This window comes from Klebsiella sp. K-3, assembly GCF_051207495.1.
Lineage (GTDB): Bacteria > Pseudomonadota > Gammaproteobacteria > Enterobacterales > Enterobacteriaceae > Klebsiella > Klebsiella aerogenes.
Window position 1 is genome coordinate 113,645 of sequence record NZ_JBPNXF010000011.1, and the last position, 23,199, is coordinate 136,843.

At 56.9% G+C, this 23,199-nt stretch carries 20 protein-coding genes; 10 read left to right on the top strand and 10 right to left on the bottom strand.

Features of this window, described 5'->3' with window-relative positions; all coding sequences use genetic code 11:
• Window positions 1-52 precede the first annotated feature (52 nt).
• From ytfE to ACSEMK_RS18970, 4 genes are all read right to left on the bottom strand, one after another.
• Window positions 53-718: an iron-sulfur cluster repair protein YtfE gene (gene ytfE, locus ACSEMK_RS18955; RefSeq protein ID WP_087858305.1), complete on the bottom strand. Its 666-nt coding sequence runs from the start codon at window positions 716-718 to the stop codon at window positions 53-55.
• An 82-nt stretch (window positions 719-800) separates the two neighbouring features.
• On the bottom strand, window positions 801-1,775 hold the full coding sequence (locus ACSEMK_RS18960) for a DMT family transporter (RefSeq protein ID WP_162750236.1): 975 nt from the start codon (window positions 1,773-1,775) through the stop codon (window positions 801-803).
• Between the two features lie 76 nt (window positions 1,776-1,851).
• The gene (locus ACSEMK_RS18965; RefSeq protein WP_020079805.1) at window positions 1,852-2,676 is read right to left on the bottom strand and encodes an AraC family transcriptional regulator; all 825 of its coding nucleotides are present in this window, start codon (window positions 2,674-2,676) and stop codon (window positions 1,852-1,854) included.
• 80 nt (window positions 2,677-2,756) lie between these two features.
• Window positions 2,757-3,605, bottom strand: coding sequence for an SDR family oxidoreductase (locus ACSEMK_RS18970; protein WP_045386747.1), 849 nt, complete (start codon window positions 3,603-3,605; stop codon window positions 2,757-2,759).
• 89 nt (window positions 3,606-3,694) lie between these two features.
• On the opposite strand from ACSEMK_RS18970, the gene ACSEMK_RS18975 reads away from it, so the two are divergent.
• Window positions 3,695-4,066 (top strand): winged helix-turn-helix transcriptional regulator, encoded by a 372-nt coding sequence (locus ACSEMK_RS18975; RefSeq protein WP_087858307.1) that lies wholly within the window; start codon window positions 3,695-3,697, stop codon window positions 4,064-4,066.
• A 163-nt stretch (window positions 4,067-4,229) separates the two neighbouring features.
• Here the strand turns inward: ACSEMK_RS18975 and ACSEMK_RS18980 are convergent, their stop codons facing one another.
• Window positions 4,230-6,173, bottom strand: coding sequence for a bifunctional 2',3'-cyclic-nucleotide 2'-phosphodiesterase/3'-nucleotidase (locus ACSEMK_RS18980; RefSeq protein WP_430915336.1), 1,944 nt, complete (start codon window positions 6,171-6,173; stop codon window positions 4,230-4,232).
• 191 nt (window positions 6,174-6,364) lie between these two features.
• Here ACSEMK_RS18980 and cysQ point away from each other — a divergent pair, with 191 nt between their 5' ends.
• On the top strand, window positions 6,365-7,108 hold the full coding sequence (cysQ, locus tag ACSEMK_RS18985) for a 3'(2'),5'-bisphosphate nucleotidase CysQ (RefSeq protein ID WP_430915335.1): 744 nt from the start codon (window positions 6,365-6,367) through the stop codon (window positions 7,106-7,108).
• Here the strand turns inward: cysQ and ACSEMK_RS18990 are convergent.
• Window positions 7,098-7,655: a YtfJ family protein gene (locus tag ACSEMK_RS18990; protein WP_113374757.1), complete on the bottom strand. Its 558-nt coding sequence runs from the start codon at window positions 7,653-7,655 to the stop codon at window positions 7,098-7,100. The two genes, cysQ and ACSEMK_RS18990, sit on opposite strands and share 11 nt — an antisense overlap.
• A gap of 319 nt (window positions 7,656-7,974) precedes the next feature.
• On the opposite strand from ACSEMK_RS18990, the gene ACSEMK_RS18995 reads away from it, so the two are divergent.
• A complete protein-coding gene (locus ACSEMK_RS18995; RefSeq protein ID WP_015368594.1) occupies window positions 7,975-8,181 on the top strand; it encodes a DUF1107 domain-containing protein in 207 nt (68 codons plus the stop codon).
• A 63-nt stretch (window positions 8,182-8,244) separates the two neighbouring features.
• On the opposite strand, the gene ACSEMK_RS19000 is transcribed toward ACSEMK_RS18995, so the two are convergent.
• Together ACSEMK_RS19000 and msrA are read right to left on the bottom strand one after the other, a co-directional pair.
• Window positions 8,245-9,597: a hemolysin family protein gene (locus tag ACSEMK_RS19000; RefSeq protein WP_015368593.1), complete on the bottom strand. Its 1,353-nt coding sequence runs from the start codon at window positions 9,595-9,597 to the stop codon at window positions 8,245-8,247.
• A 180-nt stretch (window positions 9,598-9,777) separates the two neighbouring features.
• Window positions 9,778-10,416, bottom strand: coding sequence for a peptide-methionine (S)-S-oxide reductase MsrA (gene msrA / locus ACSEMK_RS19005; protein WP_015368592.1), 639 nt, complete (start codon window positions 10,414-10,416; stop codon window positions 9,778-9,780).
• A 202-nt stretch (window positions 10,417-10,618) separates the two neighbouring features.
• Here msrA and tamA point away from each other — a divergent pair, with 202 nt between their 5' ends.
• The 3 genes from tamA to ACSEMK_RS19020 are packed head-to-tail and all read left to right on the top strand — an operon-like array spanning window position 10,619 to window position 16,469.
• On the top strand, window positions 10,619-12,352 hold the full coding sequence (gene tamA, locus ACSEMK_RS19010) for an autotransporter assembly complex protein TamA (protein ID WP_063443878.1): 1,734 nt from the start codon (window positions 10,619-10,621) through the stop codon (window positions 12,350-12,352).
• Window positions 12,349-16,125, top strand: a complete 3,777-nt coding sequence (tamB, locus tag ACSEMK_RS19015; RefSeq protein ID WP_430915334.1) for an autotransporter assembly complex protein TamB — start codon at window positions 12,349-12,351, stop codon at window positions 16,123-16,125. The genes tamA and tamB overlap by 4 nt, the downstream gene beginning before the upstream one ends.
• 2 nt (window positions 16,126-16,127) lie before the next feature.
• Window positions 16,128-16,469, top strand: coding sequence for a gamma-glutamylcyclotransferase family protein (locus ACSEMK_RS19020; RefSeq protein WP_015704194.1), 342 nt, complete (start codon window positions 16,128-16,130; stop codon window positions 16,467-16,469).
• A 115-nt stretch (window positions 16,470-16,584) separates the two neighbouring features.
• On the opposite strand, the gene ppa is transcribed toward ACSEMK_RS19020, so the two are convergent.
• Window positions 16,585-17,115, bottom strand: coding sequence for an inorganic diphosphatase (ppa, locus tag ACSEMK_RS19025; RefSeq protein WP_087858319.1), 531 nt, complete (start codon window positions 17,113-17,115; stop codon window positions 16,585-16,587).
• 404 nt (window positions 17,116-17,519) lie between these two features.
• Between ppa and ytfQ the strand changes: the two genes are divergently transcribed.
• From ytfQ to yjfF, 4 genes are all read left to right on the top strand, one after another.
• Window positions 17,520-18,476, top strand: coding sequence for a galactofuranose ABC transporter, galactofuranose-binding protein YtfQ (ytfQ, locus tag ACSEMK_RS19030; protein WP_020079801.1), 957 nt, complete (start codon window positions 17,520-17,522; stop codon window positions 18,474-18,476).
• 103 nt (window positions 18,477-18,579) lie between these two features.
• Entirely contained in the window at window positions 18,580-20,082 is a 1,503-nt protein-coding gene (gene ytfR / locus ACSEMK_RS19035; protein WP_308957778.1) for a galactofuranose ABC transporter, ATP-binding protein YtfR, read from the top strand.
• Between the two features lie 10 nt (window positions 20,083-20,092).
• A complete protein-coding gene (ytfT, locus tag ACSEMK_RS19040; protein ID WP_430915333.1) occupies window positions 20,093-21,118 on the top strand; it encodes a galactofuranose ABC transporter, ATP-binding protein YtfT in 1,026 nt (341 codons plus the stop codon).
• Window positions 21,105-22,103, top strand: a complete 999-nt coding sequence (yjfF, locus tag ACSEMK_RS19045; protein ID WP_430915332.1) for a galactofuranose ABC transporter, permease protein YjfF — start codon at window positions 21,105-21,107, stop codon at window positions 22,101-22,103. Before ytfT ends, yjfF begins: the two co-directional genes overlap by 14 nt.
• Before the next feature lie 42 nt (window positions 22,104-22,145).
• On the opposite strand, the gene fbp is transcribed toward yjfF, so the two are convergent.
• Window positions 22,146-23,144 carry a class 1 fructose-bisphosphatase gene (gene fbp / locus ACSEMK_RS19050; RefSeq protein WP_015368583.1) on the bottom strand — a complete coding sequence of 333 codons (999 nt, stop codon included), beginning with the start codon at window positions 23,142-23,144 and terminating at the stop codon, window positions 22,146-22,148.
• Window positions 23,145-23,199: the final 55 nt, after the last annotated feature.

The following is a 23,199-nucleotide window of genomic DNA, read 5'->3' on the forward strand; positions in this document are numbered from 1 at the left end:
GGAGTGGCCAATAAACTGACAATGTCGAGAGGGCGCCTGCGGGCGCCTTTTTTTATGGTTTTCCGGCGAGGGCACGCGGGAACAGCACGTTATTTTCCAGACTGATGTGCTCCATCAGGTCGTCAATCATTTCGTTAATGCCGTTGTACATCGCTTTCCAGGTGGTGCAGGCTTCCGGCGGCGGTGTCACGTTATGGGTGATGTGCTTGATGACTTCCAACAGTTCGCCCGCCTCGTCGTGCTCGCTTTCCATCACGCTGATAGGACCACCGGCCTGGGTTCCCATCCCCTGTTTGATCATCGGGAACAGAATCTGCTCTTCTTTCATCATGTGGCTGGAGAGCTCCTGGTGCAGCATGGTCAGGTATTTAGTTAGCCCTTTTGGCACGTTCGGTTTATCGGCGTGGACGCGTTCAACCTTGGTTGCCTGCAGGATCAGTTCCGGCAGCTGTTCACGGTGACGATCATGATAGCGAACGATGATGTGGTCGATGATGTCGGTGAACGGCGCGGCGCGCCAGTCGCGCTCGATCGGCTGCTCGGCCAGTTTTGCCAGTTCGGCTTCAATCGCCGCGACGTCCAGCGTTTTGCGCGCCGCCGCGCGCTCCAGGGTTTGTTTGCCGCCGCAGCAGTAATCCATATCGTATTTACGGAACAGCGCGGAGGCGCGCGGGATACTCAGCGCCAGCTCGCCTAAAGGTTGGTCACGGAAAGCCATAGCAGTTACCTCGTCATCAAGAATATAAGATGTATATTAAATGCATCTTTAATCCATGGGAATACCCCTTTAGGATACCAGGCTATTTTTTTGGCTCGACGCGCAGTTCCTGCAGAACCGGTTTTTCCGGGCGGGCGCGAACCGCCGACACCACACCGAGCACCAGCAGCAGGATCCCGCTCAGCGTCAGCAGCGGAGGCAGACTCTGGCGTAGCAGGAAGGTGTACAGCAGACCGGCCAGCGTCTCGAAGACGATCAGCGGCCCGAGGATCACCGTCGGCAGGCGCTGGCTGGCAATGTTCCAGCACAGTGCGCCGACCCACGAGCAGAGCACGGCGATCGCCAGCATCAGGACGATGAACACCGCCGGGCGCGGGCCGAAGGGGAGCGGGAAGTCGCTATGCTGGCCCTGCAGCCATCCGCAGGCGGCAATATAACCGACCAGCGATACCGGCAGGGTGACCAACGCCTGCGCGGTGGCCCACATCATCGGCGGCTTATCCGGGTTTTCACGCAGCCAGCGGGCGTTGCGCAGGGCGTACCACGCCCAGCAGACGACGGCGATCAGCGCGAGAACAATGCCCGAACCATAGCGCCACGGGCTGAAATCAGGAAGCCCGTGCTGCAGCTCCGCCACGTTGACGCACACCAGCCCCAGCGCAATACAGATTAGCGCCGGAAATAGCCGCCGCCACGGTAGCTTGCCATCGCGCTGGCTATACAGCAGGTTGGCGCACACCGGCAATACTACCGGCAGGGTGCCGATAATCATTGTCGAGACCGGCGCGCCGGTGCGCTGAATGGCGCTGGCAAGACAGAAGTAATAGATCAGGTTCCCCATCATGGTCAGCGCCAGCGCGGTCCACCAATCCTTGCCGTTCAGCTGCCGCAGACGCGCGCGGCCGAGCCATGCCAGCGGCAGGGCGATAAGTCCCAGCGCCAGATAGCGCCCCATCGACTGCAGCACCGCGGGATATTCCGGCACCAGCAACGGGCCGACGAAAATCAGCCCCCACATTAACCCCGCCAGCAGGGCATACAACACGCCGCTAATCATGATGACATCCATCTTCAGTTTGCTTGCGCCAAGTGTAGGAGGGCGCGAGGGTAAGAATATTGTATGAGATTGCGCTTTAGCGCCCGGCGACCTGTTTTTGATAACGCACCGGCGTGATGCCGTAGCGACGGGTGAAGGCGCGGGTTAAATGTGACTGGTCGGTTAATCCGGCGGCGATGGCCACTTCGGCGGCGGGCATGCCGTGGGTCAGAAACGCCTTGGCGCGCCACAGGCGAATCGCCATCAGCATCTGGTGCGGGGTAACGTGAAAGTGGGCTTTAAACTGGCGCTGGAAGTGATAGGGGCTGAGCGCTGCCACCTGCGCCAGTTCATCAAGGCTGACGGCGCGCATATAGTTATCGTGCAGGTAGTCGCGTACCCGATCGAAGCGGTGCGCCGCTTCCGGCGCCATTGGCGCATGGTGAGCCAGCGGGCGAAAGGTATCAACCAGGTCGAGCAGCATCCCTTGCTGCGCCAGCGGATCGTCAGCGTGCCACAGGCCGTAAATCAGTTGGCCGATTTGCCGGGCGCGCTGCGGCTCCTGGCGCACGACCTCACTGAACCACCAGTGGCGAACGCCGGTGAAGGCTTCCAGCCGATCCGGCTCCAGATAAATCATCCGGTAGCGCCAGCCTTCGGCGGTTTCCGCCTCGCCGGTATGGAGCTCATCCGGATTCATGGTGACGATGGAATTGGCTGAAGCGACGTGCTGACTACCGCGATAGCGAAAGCGTTCGGCGCCTTGTTCAATCACGCCGATGCCGAAGGCTTCGTGGGTATGCGGTTCAAAGGCATAACGAGAAATATGGGCGTGATAGAGCTCTACGCCGGGAAGTTGTTCGAGATGGCGAAAGCGCGCGCGGTCTTTTTCATCGCTAAATTGTGGTGGTACGCCCTGCATGCCGTGTCTCCCGACGATTCATCCCTTCAATATTAGAGATGAAGCGCCGGGACGCAACCGCAAAAACTGACAGGGATTGGTTAGATGATGCCTTTTACGCTATCGGCAAGCGACGTGGTCGGGCGGCCAATCAGTTTGCTCAGGGTGCGGCTGTCGTCAAACAGTCCGCCTTTCGACGCACCGGTATCGGAATCCGCCAGCATATCGGCAAGCCCGGCCGGCAGGCCGACGTTCTTCAACGCGGCGGCGAAATCGGCTTCGCTGAGGTTCTGATAAACCACATTTTTCCCGCTTTGCTTGCTCAGCTCGGCAGCCAGTTCGCTCAGAGTCCAGGCGTTGTCTCCCGCCAGTTCGTAAACTTTCCCGGCATGGCCCTCGCCGGCGATAACGTGGGCGGCGGCGGCGGCATAATCGGCACGGGTGGCGGAGGCGATTTTACCCTCCCCGGCGGCGCCAATAAACACGCCGTGTTCCAGCGCCGGCGGCGCGCTGGCCAGATAGTTTTCGGTATACCAGCCGTTGCGCAGCAGCGCGTAAGGAATACCGGAATCAGCCAGCATTTGTTCGGTTTCGATATGTTCACCGGCCAGGCCCAGCGGTGAGGTATCGGCGTGCAGCAGGCTGGTATAGGCGATAAATTTCACCCCAGCGGCTTTGGCGGCGTTGATGACGTTACGGTGCTGGACGGCACGCTGGCCGACTTCGCTTGAGGAGATTAATAGCAGTTTATCAACCCCCTGCAGCGCGGCGGTAAGCGCGGCTTCATCGCCGTATTCGGCCTGGCGCACAATCACGCCCTGCTGGCTGAGCGCTTGCGCTTTCGCTGGGTTGCGGACAATCGCCACAATCTGGCTGGCGGGGACGGTTTTTAACAGATCATGCAGTACGTGCTGGCCAAGCTGGCCGGTGGCGCCGGTAATCGCGATCATAGTTCTTCTCCTTCGTGTTCATTGGCAGTTGTGGTAAGCTAACACCTTAACTAACTTTTAGTAAGTACGTACAAAAAGGTAAGTATAAAATGGCCGAACCGACGCTGAGCGACAAACTGCGCAACGGGGATCTGTTTGCTGAACAGTGCCCGTCGCGTGATGTGCTAAAACACGTGACCAGCCGCTGGGGCGTGTTGATTCTGGTGGCGCTTCGCGAGGGGACTCACCGCTTTAGCGATCTGCGGCGCAAAATGGGTGGCGTAAGCGAAAAAATGCTGGCGCAATCCTTACAGGCGCTGGAACTGGATGGCTTTATCGACCGCGTCTCGTATCCGGTGGTGCCGCCGCATGTTGAATATAGCCTGACGCCGCTCGGTCTGCAGGTGAGCGAGAAGGTGGCGGCGCTGGCGGACTGGATCGAGCTGAATCTCCCCGCGGTGCTGGCTAACCACGGGGAGTGAAAAAGTATCACTCCCTGTAACCCCGGATAGCGGCCGGCGCCTGATCCGGGCTACCAGCCAGCTCCGCTTTGTAGCCCCGGTAAGCGGCCGGCGCCTTATTCCGGGCTACCAGCCAGCTCCGCTTTGTAGCCCCGGTAAGCGCAGCGCCACCGGGGAGCAGGCATTATTGACTCAAATCCAGCTGATAAATAGCGAAGCCGATATCATCGGTCGCTACCTGCCGCATCGGATACTGTGCTTTCTCTTTGATAAACGCCGCGGCTTTGTCGCCAGGCGAGGTCTCAAAGCGAATATCCAGCGGCGTTTTGCTGTGAATCGGCGCCAGACGCCAGTTGTTATCCGCCGCCGGATGGATCGCACCATCCTTCTTCGACTGCGCGCCAATCCACGCCGCCAGCACCGAACGGTTTTCGTCCGGGGAGGCAAAAGCGATATGGTCGTCGCCGGTACCGGCGAATTTGCCGCCGTAGGCGCGATAGTTATTGGTGGCGACGAGGAAGGTGGCCTGCGGATCGATAGGCTTACCGTTAAAGGTCAGGTCTTTAATGCGTTCTGACTGCGGGTGAATCATCTGGCACTCGCCGTCGTAGCGCGCCGGTTGACTCACGTCGATCTGGTAATTTACGCCGTCAATCACGTCGAAGTTATAGGTGCGGAACCCGTCCCAGTTAATCAGCGACTGTGGTTTGCTGCTGGCGGGGTCAATCTGGTTAAACTGCCCGGCGGAGCATTCGAGCCACTCCTTGACCTCTTTACCGCTTACCTTCATCACCACCAGCGTGTTCGGGTAGAGATAGAGGTCGGCGGCGTTACGGAAGGTGAGCTGGCCTTTTTCCACTTCGACAAAGCTTGCCGGATCGTTTTTACGCCCGCCTACTTTAAACGGCGCGGCGGCGGAGAGTACCGGCAGTTTAGCCAGATCTGGATCGCCCTGGATGTAGTGCTTGACATAGGCCTTTTGCGCCATGTTGACCACCTGCACCGTCGGGTCGTCCTGCACCAGCGCCAGGTAGCTGTACATGTTGTCGGCGGACTTGCCGATAGGCTTGCTGACGAATTCGCGTGTGGCGTCGTGATCGGCTTTCAGCACCGCCACCATTTTACTATCTTCCGCCGCCAGCGACTTTTTCGCTACCGCGTCGTAAATAGGTCGCGCTTCGGCTTTGGCCTGAGCCACTTGCCATTTACCGCTATCGTTATTCAGCACTAAATCGACCACCCCGAGATGATCGCCCCACATTCCCGGCATCACCGCCGGGATCCCGTTCAGCGTACCTTTGGCGATATCCGCGCCTTTAATGGTGGCGAAGTCTTTACCGGGGAACACCGCGTGGGCGTGGCCGAACATGATGGCGTCAACGCCGGGTACCTGGCTTAAGTAGTAGACCGAGTTTTCCGCCATTGCCTGATACGGATCGGCGGAGAGCCCCGAATGCGCGACCACCACGACCACATCAGCGCCTTTCGCGCGCATCTCCGGCACGTACTTGCGCGCGGTTTCGGTGATGTCGTTGACCTTCACCTTGCCGTTGAGGTTGGCTTTATCCCAGGTCATGATCTGCGGCGGCACAAAACCGATGTAGCCGATGCGCAGGGTATGGGGCTGACCATCGCTATCCTGAACCTGGGTATCCTGAATCAGGTATGGCGTAAACATCGGTTTCCCGGTTTTTACATCAATAATATTGGCATTAACGTAAGGGAACTTCGCCCCGGCTAGCGCTTTATGCAGGAAGTCGAGGCCATAGTTAAATTCATGGTTGCCCAGGTTGCCGACGGCGTAATTCAGGGTGTTCATCGCCTTATAAACCGGGTGCACATCCCCCTCTTTGAGTCCTTTTGCTGCCATATAGTCGCCCAGTGGGCTACCCTGAATAACATCGCCGTTATCCACCAGCACGCTGTTTTTCGCTTCCGCACGAGCTTGTTCAATCAGGCTGGCGGTTCTGACCAGGCCGAATTTTTCCGTCGCGGCATCTTTGTAGTAATCGAAATCCATCATATTGCTGTGCAGATCGGTGGTTTCCATGATCCGCAGGTCGACCGTCGCCGCGTTGACGCTGGCCGCCACCAGCGTGGCCAGCAGCGTTGCGCTAAACTTAATCATCAGAGGCGTCCTTTTTTATGAGCAATGGCACAAAAGAAAATGTATTTACATTCTGTTGCTTACAGAATTGTGAATTCTGCCAGAAAAGCGTGAATGGAAACCGCTAGTGTTATCACAGATAGCGGAACTGGTGATGATGCGATATAAATAAAACAACGAGTTAACGCCACTGTAACCAGAAGAGGTGGAGAATGTTAGAACAAGTATGTCAGCTTGCACGGACCGCGGGCGATGCCATCATGGATGTCTACGATGGGAACCAGCCGATGGATGTGAGCAGCAAAAAGGATGATTCTCCCGTTACCGCGGCGGATATCGCCGCGCATAAAGTCATTGTCAGCGGCCTGCTGGCGCTGGATGCCAAAATCCCCATCCTGTCGGAAGAAGATCCGCCGGCGTGGGAAGTGCGGCAGCACTGGCAGCGCTACTGGCTGGTCGACCCGCTGGACGGCACCAAAGAATTTATCAAGCGCAATGGCGAATTCACCGTTAATATCGCGCTGATTGAAAACGGCAAACCGACGCTGGGCGTGGTGTACGCACCGGTGATGAAAGTGATGTACAGCGCGCAAAATGGCAAGGCGTGGAAAGAAGAGTGCGGCGTGCGCAAGCAGATTCAGGTTCGCGATGCTCGCCCGCCGCTGGTGGTGATTAGCCGCTCCCATGGTAATGACCCGGAGCTGCAGGAGTATCTGGAGCAACTGGGCGAGCACCAGACCACCTCAATCGGTTCGTCGCTGAAATTCTGCCTGGTGGCGGAAGGCCAGGCGCAGCTCTATCCGCGCTTCGGGCCGACCAGCACCTGGGATACCGCTGCCGGTCATGCGGTCGCGGTCGCCGCCGGGGCGCATGTTCACGACTGGCAAGGCAAAACTCTTGACTACACGCCGCGTGAATCCTTCCTCAACCCCGGCTTCCGGGTCTCTATTTATTAAGCAGCTTATGCAGCAGGTCGACGACCTGCTGCACCTCTTGCTGGGTCAGCGCGCCGTCTTTTGCCCACTGAACACGCCCGTCTTTATCTAACACCACAATTGCCGAACTGCCTTCATCGAGCTGCCAGGCTTTGCGCGCGAGACCGTTGCTGTCGACGATAAACTGCGACCACGGATAGAGCTGCTTGTTGCTCTCGATGCTGCTGCGCACGAACATCCCGGAGCCGGGGATCGCGTCGTCGGTATTGACGATGGTGGTGGTCTGGTAGCGGTCGTGCGGCAGGCCAGCCGCCTTAATCGCCTCAATCAGATTGGCATTTTTCTCTTTTGCCGAGGTGCGCCCGGCAATATGCTGGATGACGCGCACTTTTCCCGCCAGCTGCGAGCTATTCCAGTTTTTGTAGCTAAACTTATCGTTATTCAGTATCAGTTCTCCGCGATCGGCGATGCCTACCGGCGCGACGCGTTGACCGTCGACAAAATTATGCGCCGAAGCCATTAACGGAAACAGGAGGGCGGAAACCGCCAGCAACTTACGTAGGGTCATGAGATATCCTTTTTTATATGCAGGTGATCCGACCACTTGGTCTTGTTTAATGATAAGTGCGAATTGTCGCCATTACCCGCAAGCGTGATGCCAGTTTGCGTGCCAACGCACACATTCAATAAAAAACGGAAACTTATACTAACAACTACGTATGCCTGAAACGAAAATTCTGAATTATTGTCATCAAAGGGTAAAAAAACTTCTACAGACTGGGTGACTTCGGAAATCTGGACTATAGTTTTAGGGCATTAAAATTTGCGCTCCCGATACGTGGGCTAACTGTGGCACCGCAGGAGCGTAACCCTGGCAGGAGACAACAATGAAAATTTTCCAACGCTACAATCCGCTGCAAGTGGCGAAGTACGTGAAGATCCTGTTTCGTGGACGGTTGTACATCAAGGACGTTGGCGCTTTTGAATTTGATAAGGGCAAAATCCTTATCCCGAAGGTTAAGGACAAGCTGCATTTCTCAGTGATGTCCGAAGTCAATCGTCAGGTTATGCGTCTGCAAACTGAGACCGCATAACGTGGTATGACGGCACGAAAAAAAACGGCTCCCGATGGGAGCCGTTGATGTTTTCAGGGCCGCTTACGCCGCGCCTTTTTCTTTCTTCGCCGCTTCTTCGATATCAGGCAGTTTCGGTACCAGCACCGTTGGTTTGTTGTCGATACGGGTAACCAGTAGTTGGTCGATACGGTAGTTATCGATATCCACCACTTCAAACTTGTAGCCAGAGAACTTCACCGCATCGGTGCGTTTCGGGATCTTACGCAGCATGAACATCATAAAGCCGCCGATGGTCTCGTAATTATCGGACTGCGGGAATTCATCGATATCCAGCACGCGCATTACGTCGTCGATCGGCGTCCCGCCGTCAATTAACCATGAGTTCTCATCGCGGGCGACGATTTGCTCTTCCAGCCCCTGGCCGACCAGGTCGCCCATCAGGGTGGTCATGACGTCGTTGAGAGTGATAATCCCCACCACCAGCGCGTATTCGTTCATGATCACCGCGAAGTCTTCGCCGGCGGTTTTAAAGCTTTCCAGCGCTTCAGAGAGCGTCAGGGTATCCGGCACGATCAGCGTATTGCGGATCTGCACGCCGCCGGTTAACACCAGGCTCTGATTTGCCAGCACGCGGTTCAGCAGGTCTTTTGAATCGACGTAGCCGATGATGTGATCGATATCCTCGTTACATACCAGGAACTTGGAGTGCGGATGTTCCGCCACTTTATTCTTCAGGCTCTGCTCGTCTTCGTGTAAATCGAACCAAATCACGTTTTCGCGCGGCGTCATCGAAGAGGGGACGGTACGGGATTCCAGCTCAAAGACGTTTTCAATTAATTCGTGTTCCTGTTTACGCAGCACCCCGGCCAGCGCGCCGGCTTCCACCACCGCGTAGATATCATCGGAGGTGATGTCGTCTTTACGCACCATCGGGATTTTAAACAAGCGGAAGATGTTGTTCGCCATGCCGTTAAACAGCCACACCAGCGGGCGGAAGACCAGTAAACAGAAGCGCATCGGGTTGATGATGCGCAAAGCCACGGCTTCTGGCGCAATCATACCGATGCGTTTCGGCGTCAGGTCAGCAAACAGGATGAACAAGCTGGTGACCAGGGTGAAAGAGAAAATAAAGCTCAGCTGCTCGGAAAGCTCCGGCGACATGTAGCGGCTCAATACGCTGTGAAACGCGGGTGAAAATGCGGCATCGCCGACGATACCACCCAGAATGGCCACGGCGTTGAGGCCGATCTGCACGACGGTGAAGAAGGTGCCAGGGTTTTCCTGCATTTTGAGAACGCGCTGCGCATTCACATTGCCTTCATCAGCCAGCAATTTGAGTTTGATTTTACGTGATGCGGCCAGTGAGATTTCAGAGATCGAAAAAAATGCACTGACGGCAATAAGGAAAAGTATTACTAAAATACTGTTTAACATATCTTTTCTGACCGTTGAGGCCAGATCCTCGGAAGGGAAGTGGATAACTCTTTTAATGTGGAATACATAAAAAACCGGTCCGAAGGCGCTGGACCGGCTATGACACAGCGTAGTATAGCGTAAATGTCTGTAAAGCCACCAGAGCGATAATTATTCTCGCCAGCGGCCTCTTCTACAGGATTACGCCTGCGGAGGGAGGCAAACGCCAATCCCGCCGATACCGCAGTAGCCGTACGGATTTTTGTGCAGGTACTGCTGATGATCGTCCTCGGCATAGTAGAACGGTTTTGCCGTGGCGATTTCAGTGGTGATCTCGCGGGTATCGTTGGCGTCGCGCATCGCTGCCTGGTAACGCAGCATGCTGGCCTGCGCCGCTTCAAGCTGTTCCGGCGTCAGCGGGTAGATAGCCGAACGGTACTGCGTGCCGTGGTCGTTACCCTGCTGCATCCCTTGCGCTGGATCGTGGTTCTCCCAGAAAACCTGCAGCAGTTGTTCATAGCTGATGACCTGCGGGTCATATACCACGCGCACCGCTTCCGCATGCCCGGTATCGCCGCTGCACACTTCACGATAGGTAGGGTTTGGCGTGTAGCCGCCGGTATAGCCCGCCGCGGTGCTGTAGACCCCCGGCAATTGCCAGAACAGACGCTCGACGCCCCAGAAGCAGCCCATCGCGAACAGCGCTACCTCCATTCCTTCAGGAACGTTGGTCATTGAGTGGCCGTTAACGGCGTGGAGTGTTGCTACCGGCATCGGCGTGTTGCGCCCCGGCAGCGCATCCGCCTGGGCGACAAGATGCGTTTTATCAAATAGACTCACGGTTGGCCTCGCAATTTGTGGTTAAGGTTGTAACGTCGCGTATCTTTTTAGACAATAAACACGCTCAATACGTCTAAATTTAAACATAAGAATTATTTGGGTTACCGTCACTTTTTCAACCCTTAGTTGTTAGGGTTTTGTTAAGCCGTGGAGCGGCACTTGCGTTTCCTTCGGGGGGAAACAAGGATATTCAGGAGAACACGTGCAACAAATCCGCCAGATATGCGTTACCAGCCTTTTGCTGGTCAGCGGGGTCGCCAGCGCAGCGAATGTGCGTTTGCAAGTTGAGGGGTTATCCGGGGAACTGGAAAAAAACGTCCGCGCCCAACTATCCACGATCCAGAGCGATGAGGTCACGCCGGATCGTCGTTTTCGCGCGCGCGTCGATGACGCCATCCGCGAGGGCCTGAAAGCGCTGGGTTACTATGAACCCACCATCGATTTCGATCTGCGTCCGCCGCCCAAAAAAGGGCGTCAGGTGCTGATTGCCAAAGTGACTCCCGGCGAGCCGGTGCGCATTGGCGGCACCGAGGTGATCCTGCGCGGCGGCGCGCGCACCGACCGCGATTACCTGGATCTGCTGAAAACGCGTCCGGCAATTGGCACGGTGCTCAATCACAGTGATTATGACGGCTTCAAAAGCTCGCTCACCAAGGTGGCGCTGCGCAAAGGCTATTTCGATAGCGAGTTCAATAAAAGCCAGCTCGGCGTGTCGCTCGATCGCCATCAGGCTTTCTGGGACATTGACTACAACAGCGGCGAGCGCTACCGCTTTGGCCCGGTAAGCTTTACCGGTTCGCAGATCCGCGAAGAGTACCTGCAAAACCTGGTGCCCTTTAAACAGGGTGATTATTACACCTCGCAGGATTTGGCGGAGCTGAACCGCCGCCTGGCGGCGACCGGCTGGTTTAACTCGGTGGTCGTCGCGCCGCAGTTTGATAAATCACGTAAAACCAAGGTGCTGCCTCTGCAGGGCGTCGTTTCGCCACGCAAAGAGAACACCGTGGAAACCGGGGTCGGCTATTCGACAGACGTCGGGCCGCGCGTGAAAGCAACGTGGAAAAAGCCGTGGATGAACTCCTACGGCCACAGCCTGACCTCCAGCGTTAGCCTCTCCGCGCCGGAACAGCAGCTCGATTTCAGCTATAAAGTCCCGCTATTAAAAAGCCCGCTTGAGCAGTATTACCTGATGCAGGGCGGTTTTAAGCGTACCGACCTTAACGATACCAAGGCCGATTCCACCACCCTGGCGCTGTCGCGCTATTGGGAGATGTCGAGCGGCTGGCAGCGCGCGATTAACCTGCGCTGGAGTCTGGACCACTTTACCCAGGCTAACGTCACCAATACCACTATGCTGCTTTATCCCGGCGTCTCGGTAAACCGCACCCGCTCCCGCGGCGGCCTGATGCCGACCTGGGGCGATTCCCAGCGCTATTCGGTGGACTACTCCAACACCATGTGGGGCTCGGACATTAACTTTATCGTCATGCAGGCGCAGGACGTGTGGATCCGCACCCTCTATGACCGCCACCGCTTCGTGGTGCGCGGCAACCTCGGCTGGATTGAAGCCGATGACTTCAGCAAAGTCCCGCCGGATCTGCGTTTCTTCGCCGGTGGCGACCGCAGCATTCGTGGTTATAAATACAAGTCGATCTCGCCGAAAGATGACGACGGCAAGCTGATCGGTGCGTCAAAGCTGGCGACAGGCTCGCTGGAGTATCAATACAACGTCACCGGAAAATGGTGGGGGGCGATGTTTATTGACAGCGGCGAAGCGGTGAGCGACATCCGTAAAAGCGATTTTAAAACCGGCGCGGGCGTCGGCGTGCGCTGGCAATCGCCGGTCGGGCCGATCAAGCTGGATATCGCCAGACCTATCGGCGACAAAGAAGAACACGGTTTACAGTTTTATATCGGTCTGGGGCCTGAATTATGAATTTATGGAAGAAGATAAGCCTCGGCGTATTACTCTTTTTAGTGTTGCTGATTGGCGCGGTCGGCTTTTTAGTCGGCACTACTACCGGTTTGCATCTGGTACTGAAAGCGGCGGACCGCTGGGTGCCGGGGCTGGAGATCGGCAAGGTTACCGGCGGCTGGCGTGACCTGACCTTACAGAACGTACGCTTCGAACAGCCGGGCGTAGCGGTGACGGCCGGCCAGTTCCATCTCGGCGTCAAGCTGCGCTGCCTGTGGGATAGCAGTCTGTGCGTTAACGATATCTCGCTGCGTGATATCTACGTCGCTATCGATACCAAAAAGATGCCGCCTTCGGCGCCGGTAGAGGAAGAAGATTCCGGCCCGCTGAACCTCTCGACGCCATACCCCATTACCCTCAGCCGCGTGGCGCTGCATAACGTCAATGTCAAAATCGACGACACCGCCGTTTCGCTGCGCGATTTCTCCACCGGCCTGAACTGGCAGGAGAAAAACCTGACACTGACGCCGACCTCGCTGCAGGGGTTACTCATCGCCCTGCCGAAGGTGGCGAAAGTGGCGCAGGAGCAGGTTGTGGAGCCGAAAATTGACCATCCGAAACCGGAAGAGAAGCCTCTCGGCGAGACGATGAAAGATCTGTTCTCGCAGCCGGTGCTGCCGGAAATGGTCGATGTGCATCTGCCGCTGAATCTTAATATTCAGGAGTTCCGCGGCGAACAGCTGCGCCTGACCGGCGATACCGATATGACCGTCTACAACCTGCTGCTGAAGGTCAGCAGCATCGACGGGCAGATGAAACTTGATGCGCTGGACGTCGATTCCGACCAGGGCAAGGTTACCGCTTCCGGCACCGCGCAACTGCAGGATAACTGGCCGGTCGATATTACTCTCGACAGCACGCTGAACATCGACCCGCTGAAAGGCGAGAAGGTGAAGCTGAAAGTAGGCGGCGAGCTGCGTAAAAAACTGCAGGTCGGCGTTGATTTAGCCGGCTCGGTGGCCATGACCCTGCGCGCCGAAGCGCAGCTGGCGGAAGCCGGTCTGCCGCTGAATATGGAAGTGAAGAGTAAGCAGCTGTACTGGCCGTTTACCGGCGAGAAACAGTTCCAGGCGGATGATCTGCATCTGAAATTCAGCGGCAAAATGACCGACTACACCATGGCGTTTAGTACCGCGGTGAAAGGACAGTCGCTGCCGCCGGCTAAAATTACCCTTAATGCTAAAGGCAATGAACAGCAGGTGAACCTGGATAAGCTGACCGTAGCGGCGCTGGAGGGGAAAACCGAACTGAAAGCGTTGCTCGACTGGCAGCAGGCGATCAGCTGGCGCGGCGAATTGACCCTCGATGGCATTAATACCGCCAAAGAGGTGCCGGACTGGCCGTCGAAGCTGAACGGGATTATCAAAACCCAGGGTAGCCTGTATGGCAGCAGCTGGCAGATGGCGGTTCCTGAGCTGAAAATTACCGGCAACGTGAAACAGAATAAAGTGGATGTCCACGGCTCGCTGCAGGGTAACAGCTATATGCAGTGGAAAGTGCCTGGACTGCATCTGGCGCTTGGCCCAAACAGCGCCGATGTGAAAGGCGAGCTGGGGGTGAAAGACCTCAATCTCGACGCCACCATCGATGCGCCGCATCTCGATAACGCGTTGCCGGGGCTCGGCGGTACGGCGAAAGGTCTGCTGAAGGTGCGCGGCACCATCGATGCGCCGCAGCTGCTGGCGGATATCACCGCTCGCGCTTTACGCTGGCAGGAACTGACGGTAGCTCAGGTCAACGTCAAAGGCGACGTCAAATCCAGCGACCAGATTGGCGGTAATCTTGACGTACGCGTCGATCGTATCAGCCAGCCGGGCGTTAACATCAGCCTGGTGCAGTTGAATGCCAAAGGGACTGAGAAGCAGCATGATTTACAGCTGCGCGTACAGGGCGAGCCGGTGTCGGGCCAGTTGACGCTGGCGGGCAGCTTCGATCGTAAAGAGGAGCGCTGGAAGGGCACCCTGAGCAATACCCGTTTCCAGACGCCGGTCGGGCCGGTAGCGCTGACGCGCAACATTGCGCTGGATTACCGTAATCAGGAACAGAAAATCAGCATCGGGCCACATTGCTGGAGCAACCCGAATGCCGAGCTGTGCGTACCGCAGACCATCGATGCCGGCGCCAGCGGGCGCGCGGTGGTCAATCTCAACCGTTTCGATCTGGCGATGCTGAAGCCGTTTATGCCGGAGGCGACCCAGGCAAGCGGCGTGTTTAGCGGTAACGCCGATGTGAGCTGGGATACCACCAAAGAGGGGCTGCCGCAGGGCAAAGTCACCCTCAGCGGGCGCAACGTCAAAGTCACCCAGACGGTCAACGACGCACCGCTGCCGGTGGCTTTCGATACGCTTAACCTCAGCGCCGACCTGCATAACAACCGGGCGCAGTTGGGCTGGCTGATACGCCTGACCAACAACGGCCAGCTTGATGGCCAGGTGGAGGTGACCGACCCGCAGGGGCGGCGTAACCTGGGCGGCAACGTCAACATTAGCAACTTCTCGCTGGCGATGATTAACCCGATCTTCGCTCGCGGCGAGAAAGCAGAAGGCAAGCTTAATGCCCGTCTGCGTCTGGGCGGCAACTTACAGAGCCCGCAACTGTTTGGTCAGATGCAGTTGAGCGGCGTTGATATCGACGGCAACTTTATGCCGTTTGATATGCAGCCGAGCCAGCTGGCGATGAACTTCAATGGAACGCGTTCGACCCTGCAGGGGACGGTGAATACCAAACAGGGGCAGATTGCGCTGAGCGGCAACGCCGACTGGACGCAAATCGACAACTGGCGCGCGCAGATTGCGGCGAAGGGCAGCCGGGTGCGCATTACCGTGCCGCCGATGGTCCGCCTGGATGTTTCTCCGGACGTGGTGTTTACCGCCACGCCAAGCCTGTTTAACCTCGATGGCCGCGTTGACGTACCTTGGGCGCGTATTGTGGTGAACGAGGTGCCGGAGAGCGCGGTGGGCGTCTCTTCCGATGAGGTGATGCTGGATAAAGATTTGAAGCCGATTAAGCCGCAGAGCGCCGGTATTCCGATCAACAGCAACCTGACGATTCACGTCGGCAACAACGTGCGTCTGGACGCTTTCGGCCTGAAAGCGCGTCTGACCGGCGATCTGAAAGTGGCGCAGGATAAGCAGGGGCTGGGGCTCAATGGCCAGATCAATATTCCGGAAGGTCGTTTCCACGCTTATGGTCAGGATCTGATCGTGCGTAAAGGCGAGCTGCTGTTCTCCGGGCCGCCGGATCAGCCGCTGCTCAATATCGAAGCGATTCGTAACCCGGAAGCCACCGAAGACGACGTGATCGCCGGCGTTCGCGTCACCGGTTCTGCCGATCAGCCGAAGGCCGAGATCTTCTCCGACCCGGCAATGTCGCAGCAGGAAGCGCTTTCTTATCTGTTACGCGGTCAGGGTTTAGGCAGCGAACAGAGCGATAGTGCGGCGATGACCTCAATGCTTATTGGAATGGGGGTTGCACAAAGTGGTCAGGTTGTGGGTAAAATCGGCGAGACGTTTGGCGTAAGCAATTTGGCGCTGGATACCCAGGGGGTAGGCGACTCCTCCCAGGTGGTAGTCAGCGGCTATGTGCTGCCAGGTCTTCAGGTAAAATACGGCGTCGGCATCTTCGACTCTTTGGCGACGCTTACTCTGCGTTATCGCCTGATGCCTAAGCTATATATGGAAGCGGTGTCTGGCGTAGACCAGGCTCTCGATTTGCTCTATCAGTTTGAGTTTTAGCAATGCGAATATTTGTTTACGGCAGTTTACGACGCAAACAAGGCAACAGCCACTGGATGACCAACGCCCAGTTGCTGGGCGCTCATAGTGTCGACGATTATCAGCTGTACAGCCTGGGCCACTATCCAGGCGCGGTGCCGGGCGAGGGCACAGTACATGGTGAAGTGTATCGTATCGACGCATCGACGCTGGCCGAGCTGGATGCGCTGCGCACCAAGGGCGGTGAATACGCGCGCCATCTGATCCAAACGCCTTACGGCAGCGCGTGGATGTATGTCTACCAGCGCTCCGTCGAGGGGTTTGCGCAGATTGAGAGCGGAAACTGGTTGGACAGAGACCAGTAATTGAAAACGGCAACGCCACCTTCGGGTGGCGTTGTTTTTTGGCCGTCTGAAACCAGAACAGGCCCATACAAAAACACCGCCCGGAGGCGGTGTTTTTTATGCTGGATAAACAGAATTACTTCTGTTTAGCGCGCTCGAAGGAAGCAACGATTTCAGCTTTAGCCGCTTCAGCGTTGTCCCAACCGTCGACTTTAACCCACTTGCCTTTTTCCAGATCTTTGTAGTGCTCGAAGAAGTGAGTGATCTGGGCTTTCAGCAGTTCCGGCAGGTCGTTCACATCTTTGATGTGATCGTATTCTTTGCTCAGCTTGGTGTGCGGAACCGCAACCAGCTTGGCATCTTCACCGGATTCGTCGGTCATTTTCAGTACGCCAACCGGACGGCAGCGGATAACTGAACCAGGTTCCAGCGGGTACGGAGTTGGGACCAGCACGTCAACCGGGTCGCCGTCCAGAGACAGGGTGTGGTTGATGTAGCCGTAGTTGCACGGATAGAACATCGCAGTGGACATGAAACGGTCAACAAACAGCGCGCCGCTCTCTTTGTCAACTTCGTATTTGATTGGGTCTGCGTTAGCTGGGATTTCGATAACGACGTAGATGTCTTCCGGCAGCTCTTTGCCCGCAGGTACGTTGAGTAAGCTCATGTCTGTTTCCTTTAAAAATGTTTGGCAAACAAGTGCCCGGTATTATAGCCAACTCACATCGAATGTCTTCGCTTCTTTTTGCCTTGATACAGGAGGAAGCGTCTGAATTTCTCTTCCTCAGATAACCCTAAAATCCATAAAGATAGCCACATTCTGAATAAATTTGTGTAACCGTTTTCAATGTCGCAAACGGCGGTTATCCAGAAGGTAAATTTTCGTCATTGGCGCAGGGCATGCCGTTGGGCGGGAAGCCTTATCGCCGCTCAGCTCAGACAAATCGCACCACTTAACATTTTATTTACTTTTTCGAAGTGTGATGTAACGCATTCAGTTACATAACGGATTGTCTATAGTTTGTTCGCAGGTGAGCATTTAACCAACAATAACCCTACGAGGAACATCTTATGTGGAAGCGCTTACTTCTCGTCACCGCGGTTTCGGCAGCTATGTCGTCTATGGCGATGGCCGCCAACCTGACCGTAGGATTTTCGCAGGTCGGCTCTGAATCGGGCTGGCGCGCGGCCGAAACGAATGTTGCTAAGGAAGAAGCGGCGAAGCGTGGTATCACCCTGAAGATTGCCGACGGTCAGCAAAAACAGGAAAACCAGATTAAAGCCGTGCGCTCGTTCATTGCCCAGGGCGTGGACGCGATCTTTATCGCGCCGGTCGTGGCGACTGGCTGGGAGCCGGTGCTAAAAGAAGCGAAAGAGGCCAATATCCCGGTGTTCCTCCTCGACCGTTCGATCGACGTTAAAGATAAGTCGCTGTATATGACCACGGTCACCGCCAACAACGTGCTGGAAGGCCAGCTGATTGGCGACTGGTTGGTGAAAACCGTCGATGGCAAGCCGTGTAACGTCGTGGAGCTCCAGGGCACCGTGGGCGCCAGCGTCGCTATCGATCGTAAGAAAGGCTTCGCCGAGGCGATTGCCAAAGCGTCCAACATCAAGATTATCCGCTCGCAGTCCGGCGACTTCACCCGCAGTAAGGGGAAAGAGGTGATGGAGAGCTTTATCAAAGCGGAGAATAACGGTAAGAACATCTGCATGGTCTACGCCCATAACGATGACATGGTCATCGGCGCGATTCAGGCCATCAAAGAGGCCGGTCTGAAGCCGGGCAAAGATATCCTCACCGGGTCTATCGACGGCGTGCCGGATATCTATAAAGCCATGATCGCCGGCGAGGCGAATGCCAGCGTTGAGCTGACGCCGAATATGGCCGGTCCGGCGTTTGATGCGCTGGAAAAATACAAAAAAGACGGCACCCTGCCTGAGAAGCTGACCATTACCAAATCGACCCTTTATCTGCCGGATACGGCAAAAGAAGAGTTAGAGAAGAAGAAAAATATGGGTTACTGAGCCTTCATGAAAATGCCGGGGGCGCTACGCTTGCCCGGCCTACATTTCGCTCTTTTGTAGGCCGGATAAGCGCAGCGCCATCCGGCGTGATGCAGGGGGAACCATGACCACCGACCAATACCAGGAGATCCTTCGTACCGAAGGACTCAGCAAATTCTTCCCCGGCGTGAAGGCGCTGGATAACGTTAATTTCAGCCTGCGGCGCGGCGAAATCATGGCTCTGTTGGGCGAAAACGGCGCCGGAAAATCGACGCTGATTAAAGCGCTCACCGGCGTGTATCATGCCGACCGCGGGGCGATTTGGCTGGAAGGGCAGCAAATATCGCCGAAAAACACCGCTCACGCTCAGCAGTTGGGTATCGGTACCGTTTACCAGGAAGTTAACCTGCTGCCGAATATGTCGGTGGCGGATAATTTGTTTATTGGCCGCGAGCCGAAGCGCTTTGGTCTGCTGCGGCGCAAAGAGATGGAAAAACGCGCTACCGCGCTGATGGCCTCTTACGGCTTCTCGCTCGACGTGCGCGAACCGCTGAATCGTTTTTCGGTGGCGATGCAGCAAATCGTCGCTATCTGCCGGGCCATCGACCTGTCGGCGAAAGTGTTGATCCTCGATGAACCAACCGCCAGTCTCGACACTCAGGAAGTGGAAATGCTATTCACCCTGATGCGTCAGCTGCGCGATAACGGCGTCAGCCTGATTTTTGTGACCCATTTTCTCGACCAGGTCTATGCCGTCAGCGACCGTATTACCGTGCTGCGCAACGGCAGTTTTGTCGGCTGTCGGGAGACCCGCGAGCTGCCGCAAATCGAACTGGTCAAAATGATGCTCGGCCGCGAGCTGGACCATCAGGCGCTGCAGCGCGCCGGGCGCACGCTGCTCAGCGATAAGCCGGTGGCGGCATTTGAAGATTTTGGCAAGAAGGGCACGATTGCGCCGTTTACTCTGCAGGTGCGGCCGGGCGAGATCGTCGGCCTGGCCGGGCTGTTGGGATCCGGGCGCACCGAAACGGCGGAGGTCATTTTCGGCATCAAGCCCGCCGACAGCGGTAAAGCGTGGATCAAGGGCAAGCCGCAAACGCTGCGCTCGCCGCATCAGGCCTCCTGCCTCGGCATTGGTTTTTGTCCTGAAGACCGTAAAACCGACGGCATCATCGCCGCCGCCTCGGTACGGGAAAATATCGTGCTGGCGCTACAGGCGCAGCGCGGCTGGCTGCGGCCGATCCCGCGCCGCGAACAACATGAGATTGCCGAACGCTTTATTCGCCAGTTAGGTATCAGGACGCCCAGCGCCGAACAGCCGATCGAATTTCTCTCCGGCGGTAACCAGCAGAAGGTATTGTTGTCGCGCTGGCTGCTGACCAAACCCCAGTTCCTGATCCTCGATGAGCCGACGCGCGGTATCGACGTCGGCGCCCACGCTGAGATTATTCGCCTGATAGAAACCCTCTGCGCCGATGGTCTGGCGCTGCTGGTTATATCCTCGGAGCTTGAAGAACTGGTGGGCTACGCTGACCGGGTGATCATCATGCGCGATCGCCAGCAGGTGGCGGAAATCCCCCTTGCCGAGCTGTCGGTCCCGGCGATCATGAACGCGATTGCGGCATAAGGAGCCCAGCATGATGCCCAGAACCGTACCACAAAGCGGACAGCCAAAACGGCGCTATAGCTGGCCGAAAGGGATGCCGCAAATTATCGCTCTCCTGCTGGTATTAGCGGTGGATAGCCTGGTGGCGCCGCATTTCTTCCAGGTGCTACTGCAGGATGGGCGGCTGTTTGGCAGCCCGATTGACATTCTCAACCGGGCGGCGCCGGTGGCACTGCTGGCGATTGGCATGACGCTGGTCATCGCCACCGGCGGCATCGATCTGTCGGTCGGCGCGGTGATGGCTATCGCCGGGGCGACCGCTGCCTCGATGACCGTCGCCGGGCACAGCCTGCCGGTGGTGCTGCTCGCCGCATTGGGCGCAGGCGCGCTGGCTGGCCTGTGGAACGGCATTCTGGTGGCCGTGCTGAAGATCCAGCCCTTCGTGGCCACGCTTATCCTGATGGTAGCCGGACGCGGCGTCGCGCAGCTGATTACCTCCGGGCAGATTGTCACCTTTGATTCGCCGGCGCTTTCCTGGCTCGGTAGCGGATCGCTGCTGTTGCTACCGACGCCGGTGATTATCGCCGTCGCAACGCTGCTGCTGTTCTGGCTGTTTACCCGCCGGACCGCGCTCGGCATGTTTATTGAAGCGGTGGGGATCAATATCCGCGCGGCGAAAAATGCCGGAGTGAATACCCGCATTGTGGTGATGCTGGCCTATGTGCTGAGCGGCATCTGTGCGGCGATTGCCGGGATTATTGTGGCGGCGGATATTCGCGGCGCCGACGCCAACAACGCCGGATTATGGCTGGAGCTGGACGCCATCCTGGCGGTGGTGATCGGCGGCGGTTCGCTGATGGGCGGGCGCTTTAATCTGCTGCTGTCGGTGGTGGGGGCGCTGATTATCCAGGGGATGAACACCGGGATTTTACTCTCCGGTTTCCCGCCGGAGCTCAACCAGGTGGTGAAAGCGGTGGTGGTGCTGTGCGTACTGATCGTTCAGTCGCCGCGCTTTATCGGTCTACTGAAAGGGGTACGCGGCCGTGATAAAACGTAATTTACCTTTGATGATTACCCTCGCGGTATCCGTGCTGGGCTATCTCTACTGCCTGACCCAGTTTCCGGGTTTTGCGTCGACGCGGGTGATTTGCAATATCCTGACCGATAACGCTTTCCTTGGGATCATCGCCGTCGGCATGACCTTCGTGATCCTCAGCGGCGGTATCGATCTGTCGGTCGGGTCGGTGATTGCCTTCACCGGCGTGTTTCTGGCCAAAGCGATCGGCTTTTGGGGGATCTCGCCGCTGCTGGCTTTCCCGCTGGTACTGGCCATGGGCTGCGCCTTCGGCGCGTTTATGGGGTTGCTGATCGATGCGCTAAAAATCCCGGCATTTATCATCACCCTCGCCGGCATGTTTTTCCTGCGTGGGGTTAGCTATCTGGTCTCGGAAGAGTCGATTCCCATTAACCACCCGCTGTATGACACTCTGTCCGGGCTGGCGTGGACCATCCCTGGCGGCGGCCGCCTGAGCGCGATGGGGCTGCTGATGCTGCTGGTGGTGGTGCTGGGAATTTTCCTCGCCCACCGTACCCGTTTTGGCAATCAGGTCTACGCGATCGGTGGCAACGCCACGTCGGCCAATTTGATGGGCATTTCCACGCGTAGCACCACCATTCGCATCTATATGCTGTCGACCGGCCTGGCGACGCTTGCCGGCATTGTCTTCTCTATCTACACCCAGGCGGGCTACGCGCTGGCGGGCGTCGGCGTGGAACTAGATGCCATCGCTTCGGTGGTGATAGGCGGCACGCTGCTGAGCGGCGGCGTCGGAACGGTACTGGGGACGCTGTTCGGCGTGGCGATTCAGGGGCTTATTCAGACCTACATCAACTTTGACGGTACGCTCAGTTCATGGTGGACGAAGATTGCCATCGGCATTCTGCTGTTTATCTTCATTGCGCTGCAGCGCGGGCTGACGGTGCTGTGGGAAAATCGCCAGAATGCGGCGGTGACTCGCGTGGGTGGGGTGGTGAATCGCTGACAGGGAACTCCCTTCCCGCAAGGCGGGAAGGGAAGGCAGAACTTAAGCGTCCGGGAACTCTTTAATGAAGTTCTCGACGTCTTCTACCATGTGGTCGTTGCCGACGAAGAACGAACGGCGCTGGTGCAGGCTTTCCGGGATGATATCGAGAATACGCTCTTTACCATCGCTGGCTTTGCCGCCAGCCTGTTCCGCCAGCATCGCCATCGGGTTGCATTCGTACAGTAAACGCAGTTTACCTTGCGGGTGGCTGGCGGTGCTCGGATACAGGTAGATGCCGCCTTTCAGCAGGTTACGGTGGAAGTCAGCCACCAGAGAACCGATATAGCGCGAGGTGTACGGGCGCTGGGTCTCTTTATCTTCTTCCTGACAGTACTTGATGTATTTCTTCACGCCCATCGGGAACTTGATGTAGTTACCTTCGTTGATGGAATAGGTTTTGCCTTTCTCCGGGAAGCGCATCCGCTCCTGGCTCAGGCAGAAGACGCCGAGTGACGGGTCGTAAGTAAAGGCGTGCACGCCGCAGCCGGTGGTGTAGACCAGCATGGTGGAGGAGCCGTAAACCACATAACCCGCGGCAACCTGTTTGTTACCCGGCTGCAGGAAGTCTTCTTCGGTGACCGGCGTCCCGACCGGTGTGACGCGGCGGTAGATAGAAAAGATAGTCCCCACGGAGACGTTAACGTCAATGTTGGAGGAGCCATCCAGCGGATCCATCAGCACAACGTATTTGGCGTGTTCGCACCCTTCGAAGACCACGATTTCATCTTCTTCTTCCGAGGCGATACCGGCGACGATATCACGTGCGCGCAGTGCAGCTTTTAATTTTTCATTCGCGAACAGGTCCAGCTTCTGCTGAACTTCACCCTGAACGTTTTCCGCACCGCTGGCACCCAGGATATCGACCAGACCGGCCTTATTGATATCGCGGTGGATGATCTTGGCGCCCAATTTTATTGCCGACAACAAAGCAGTCAGCTCACCGGTAGCGTGGGAGAACTCGTGCTGCTTTTCGACAATAAATTCACCTAACGTTTTCATAACTCGTTCCCTGCATTTTTATGTTGAGTAAAACGAACGCAACAATCTTAACAAA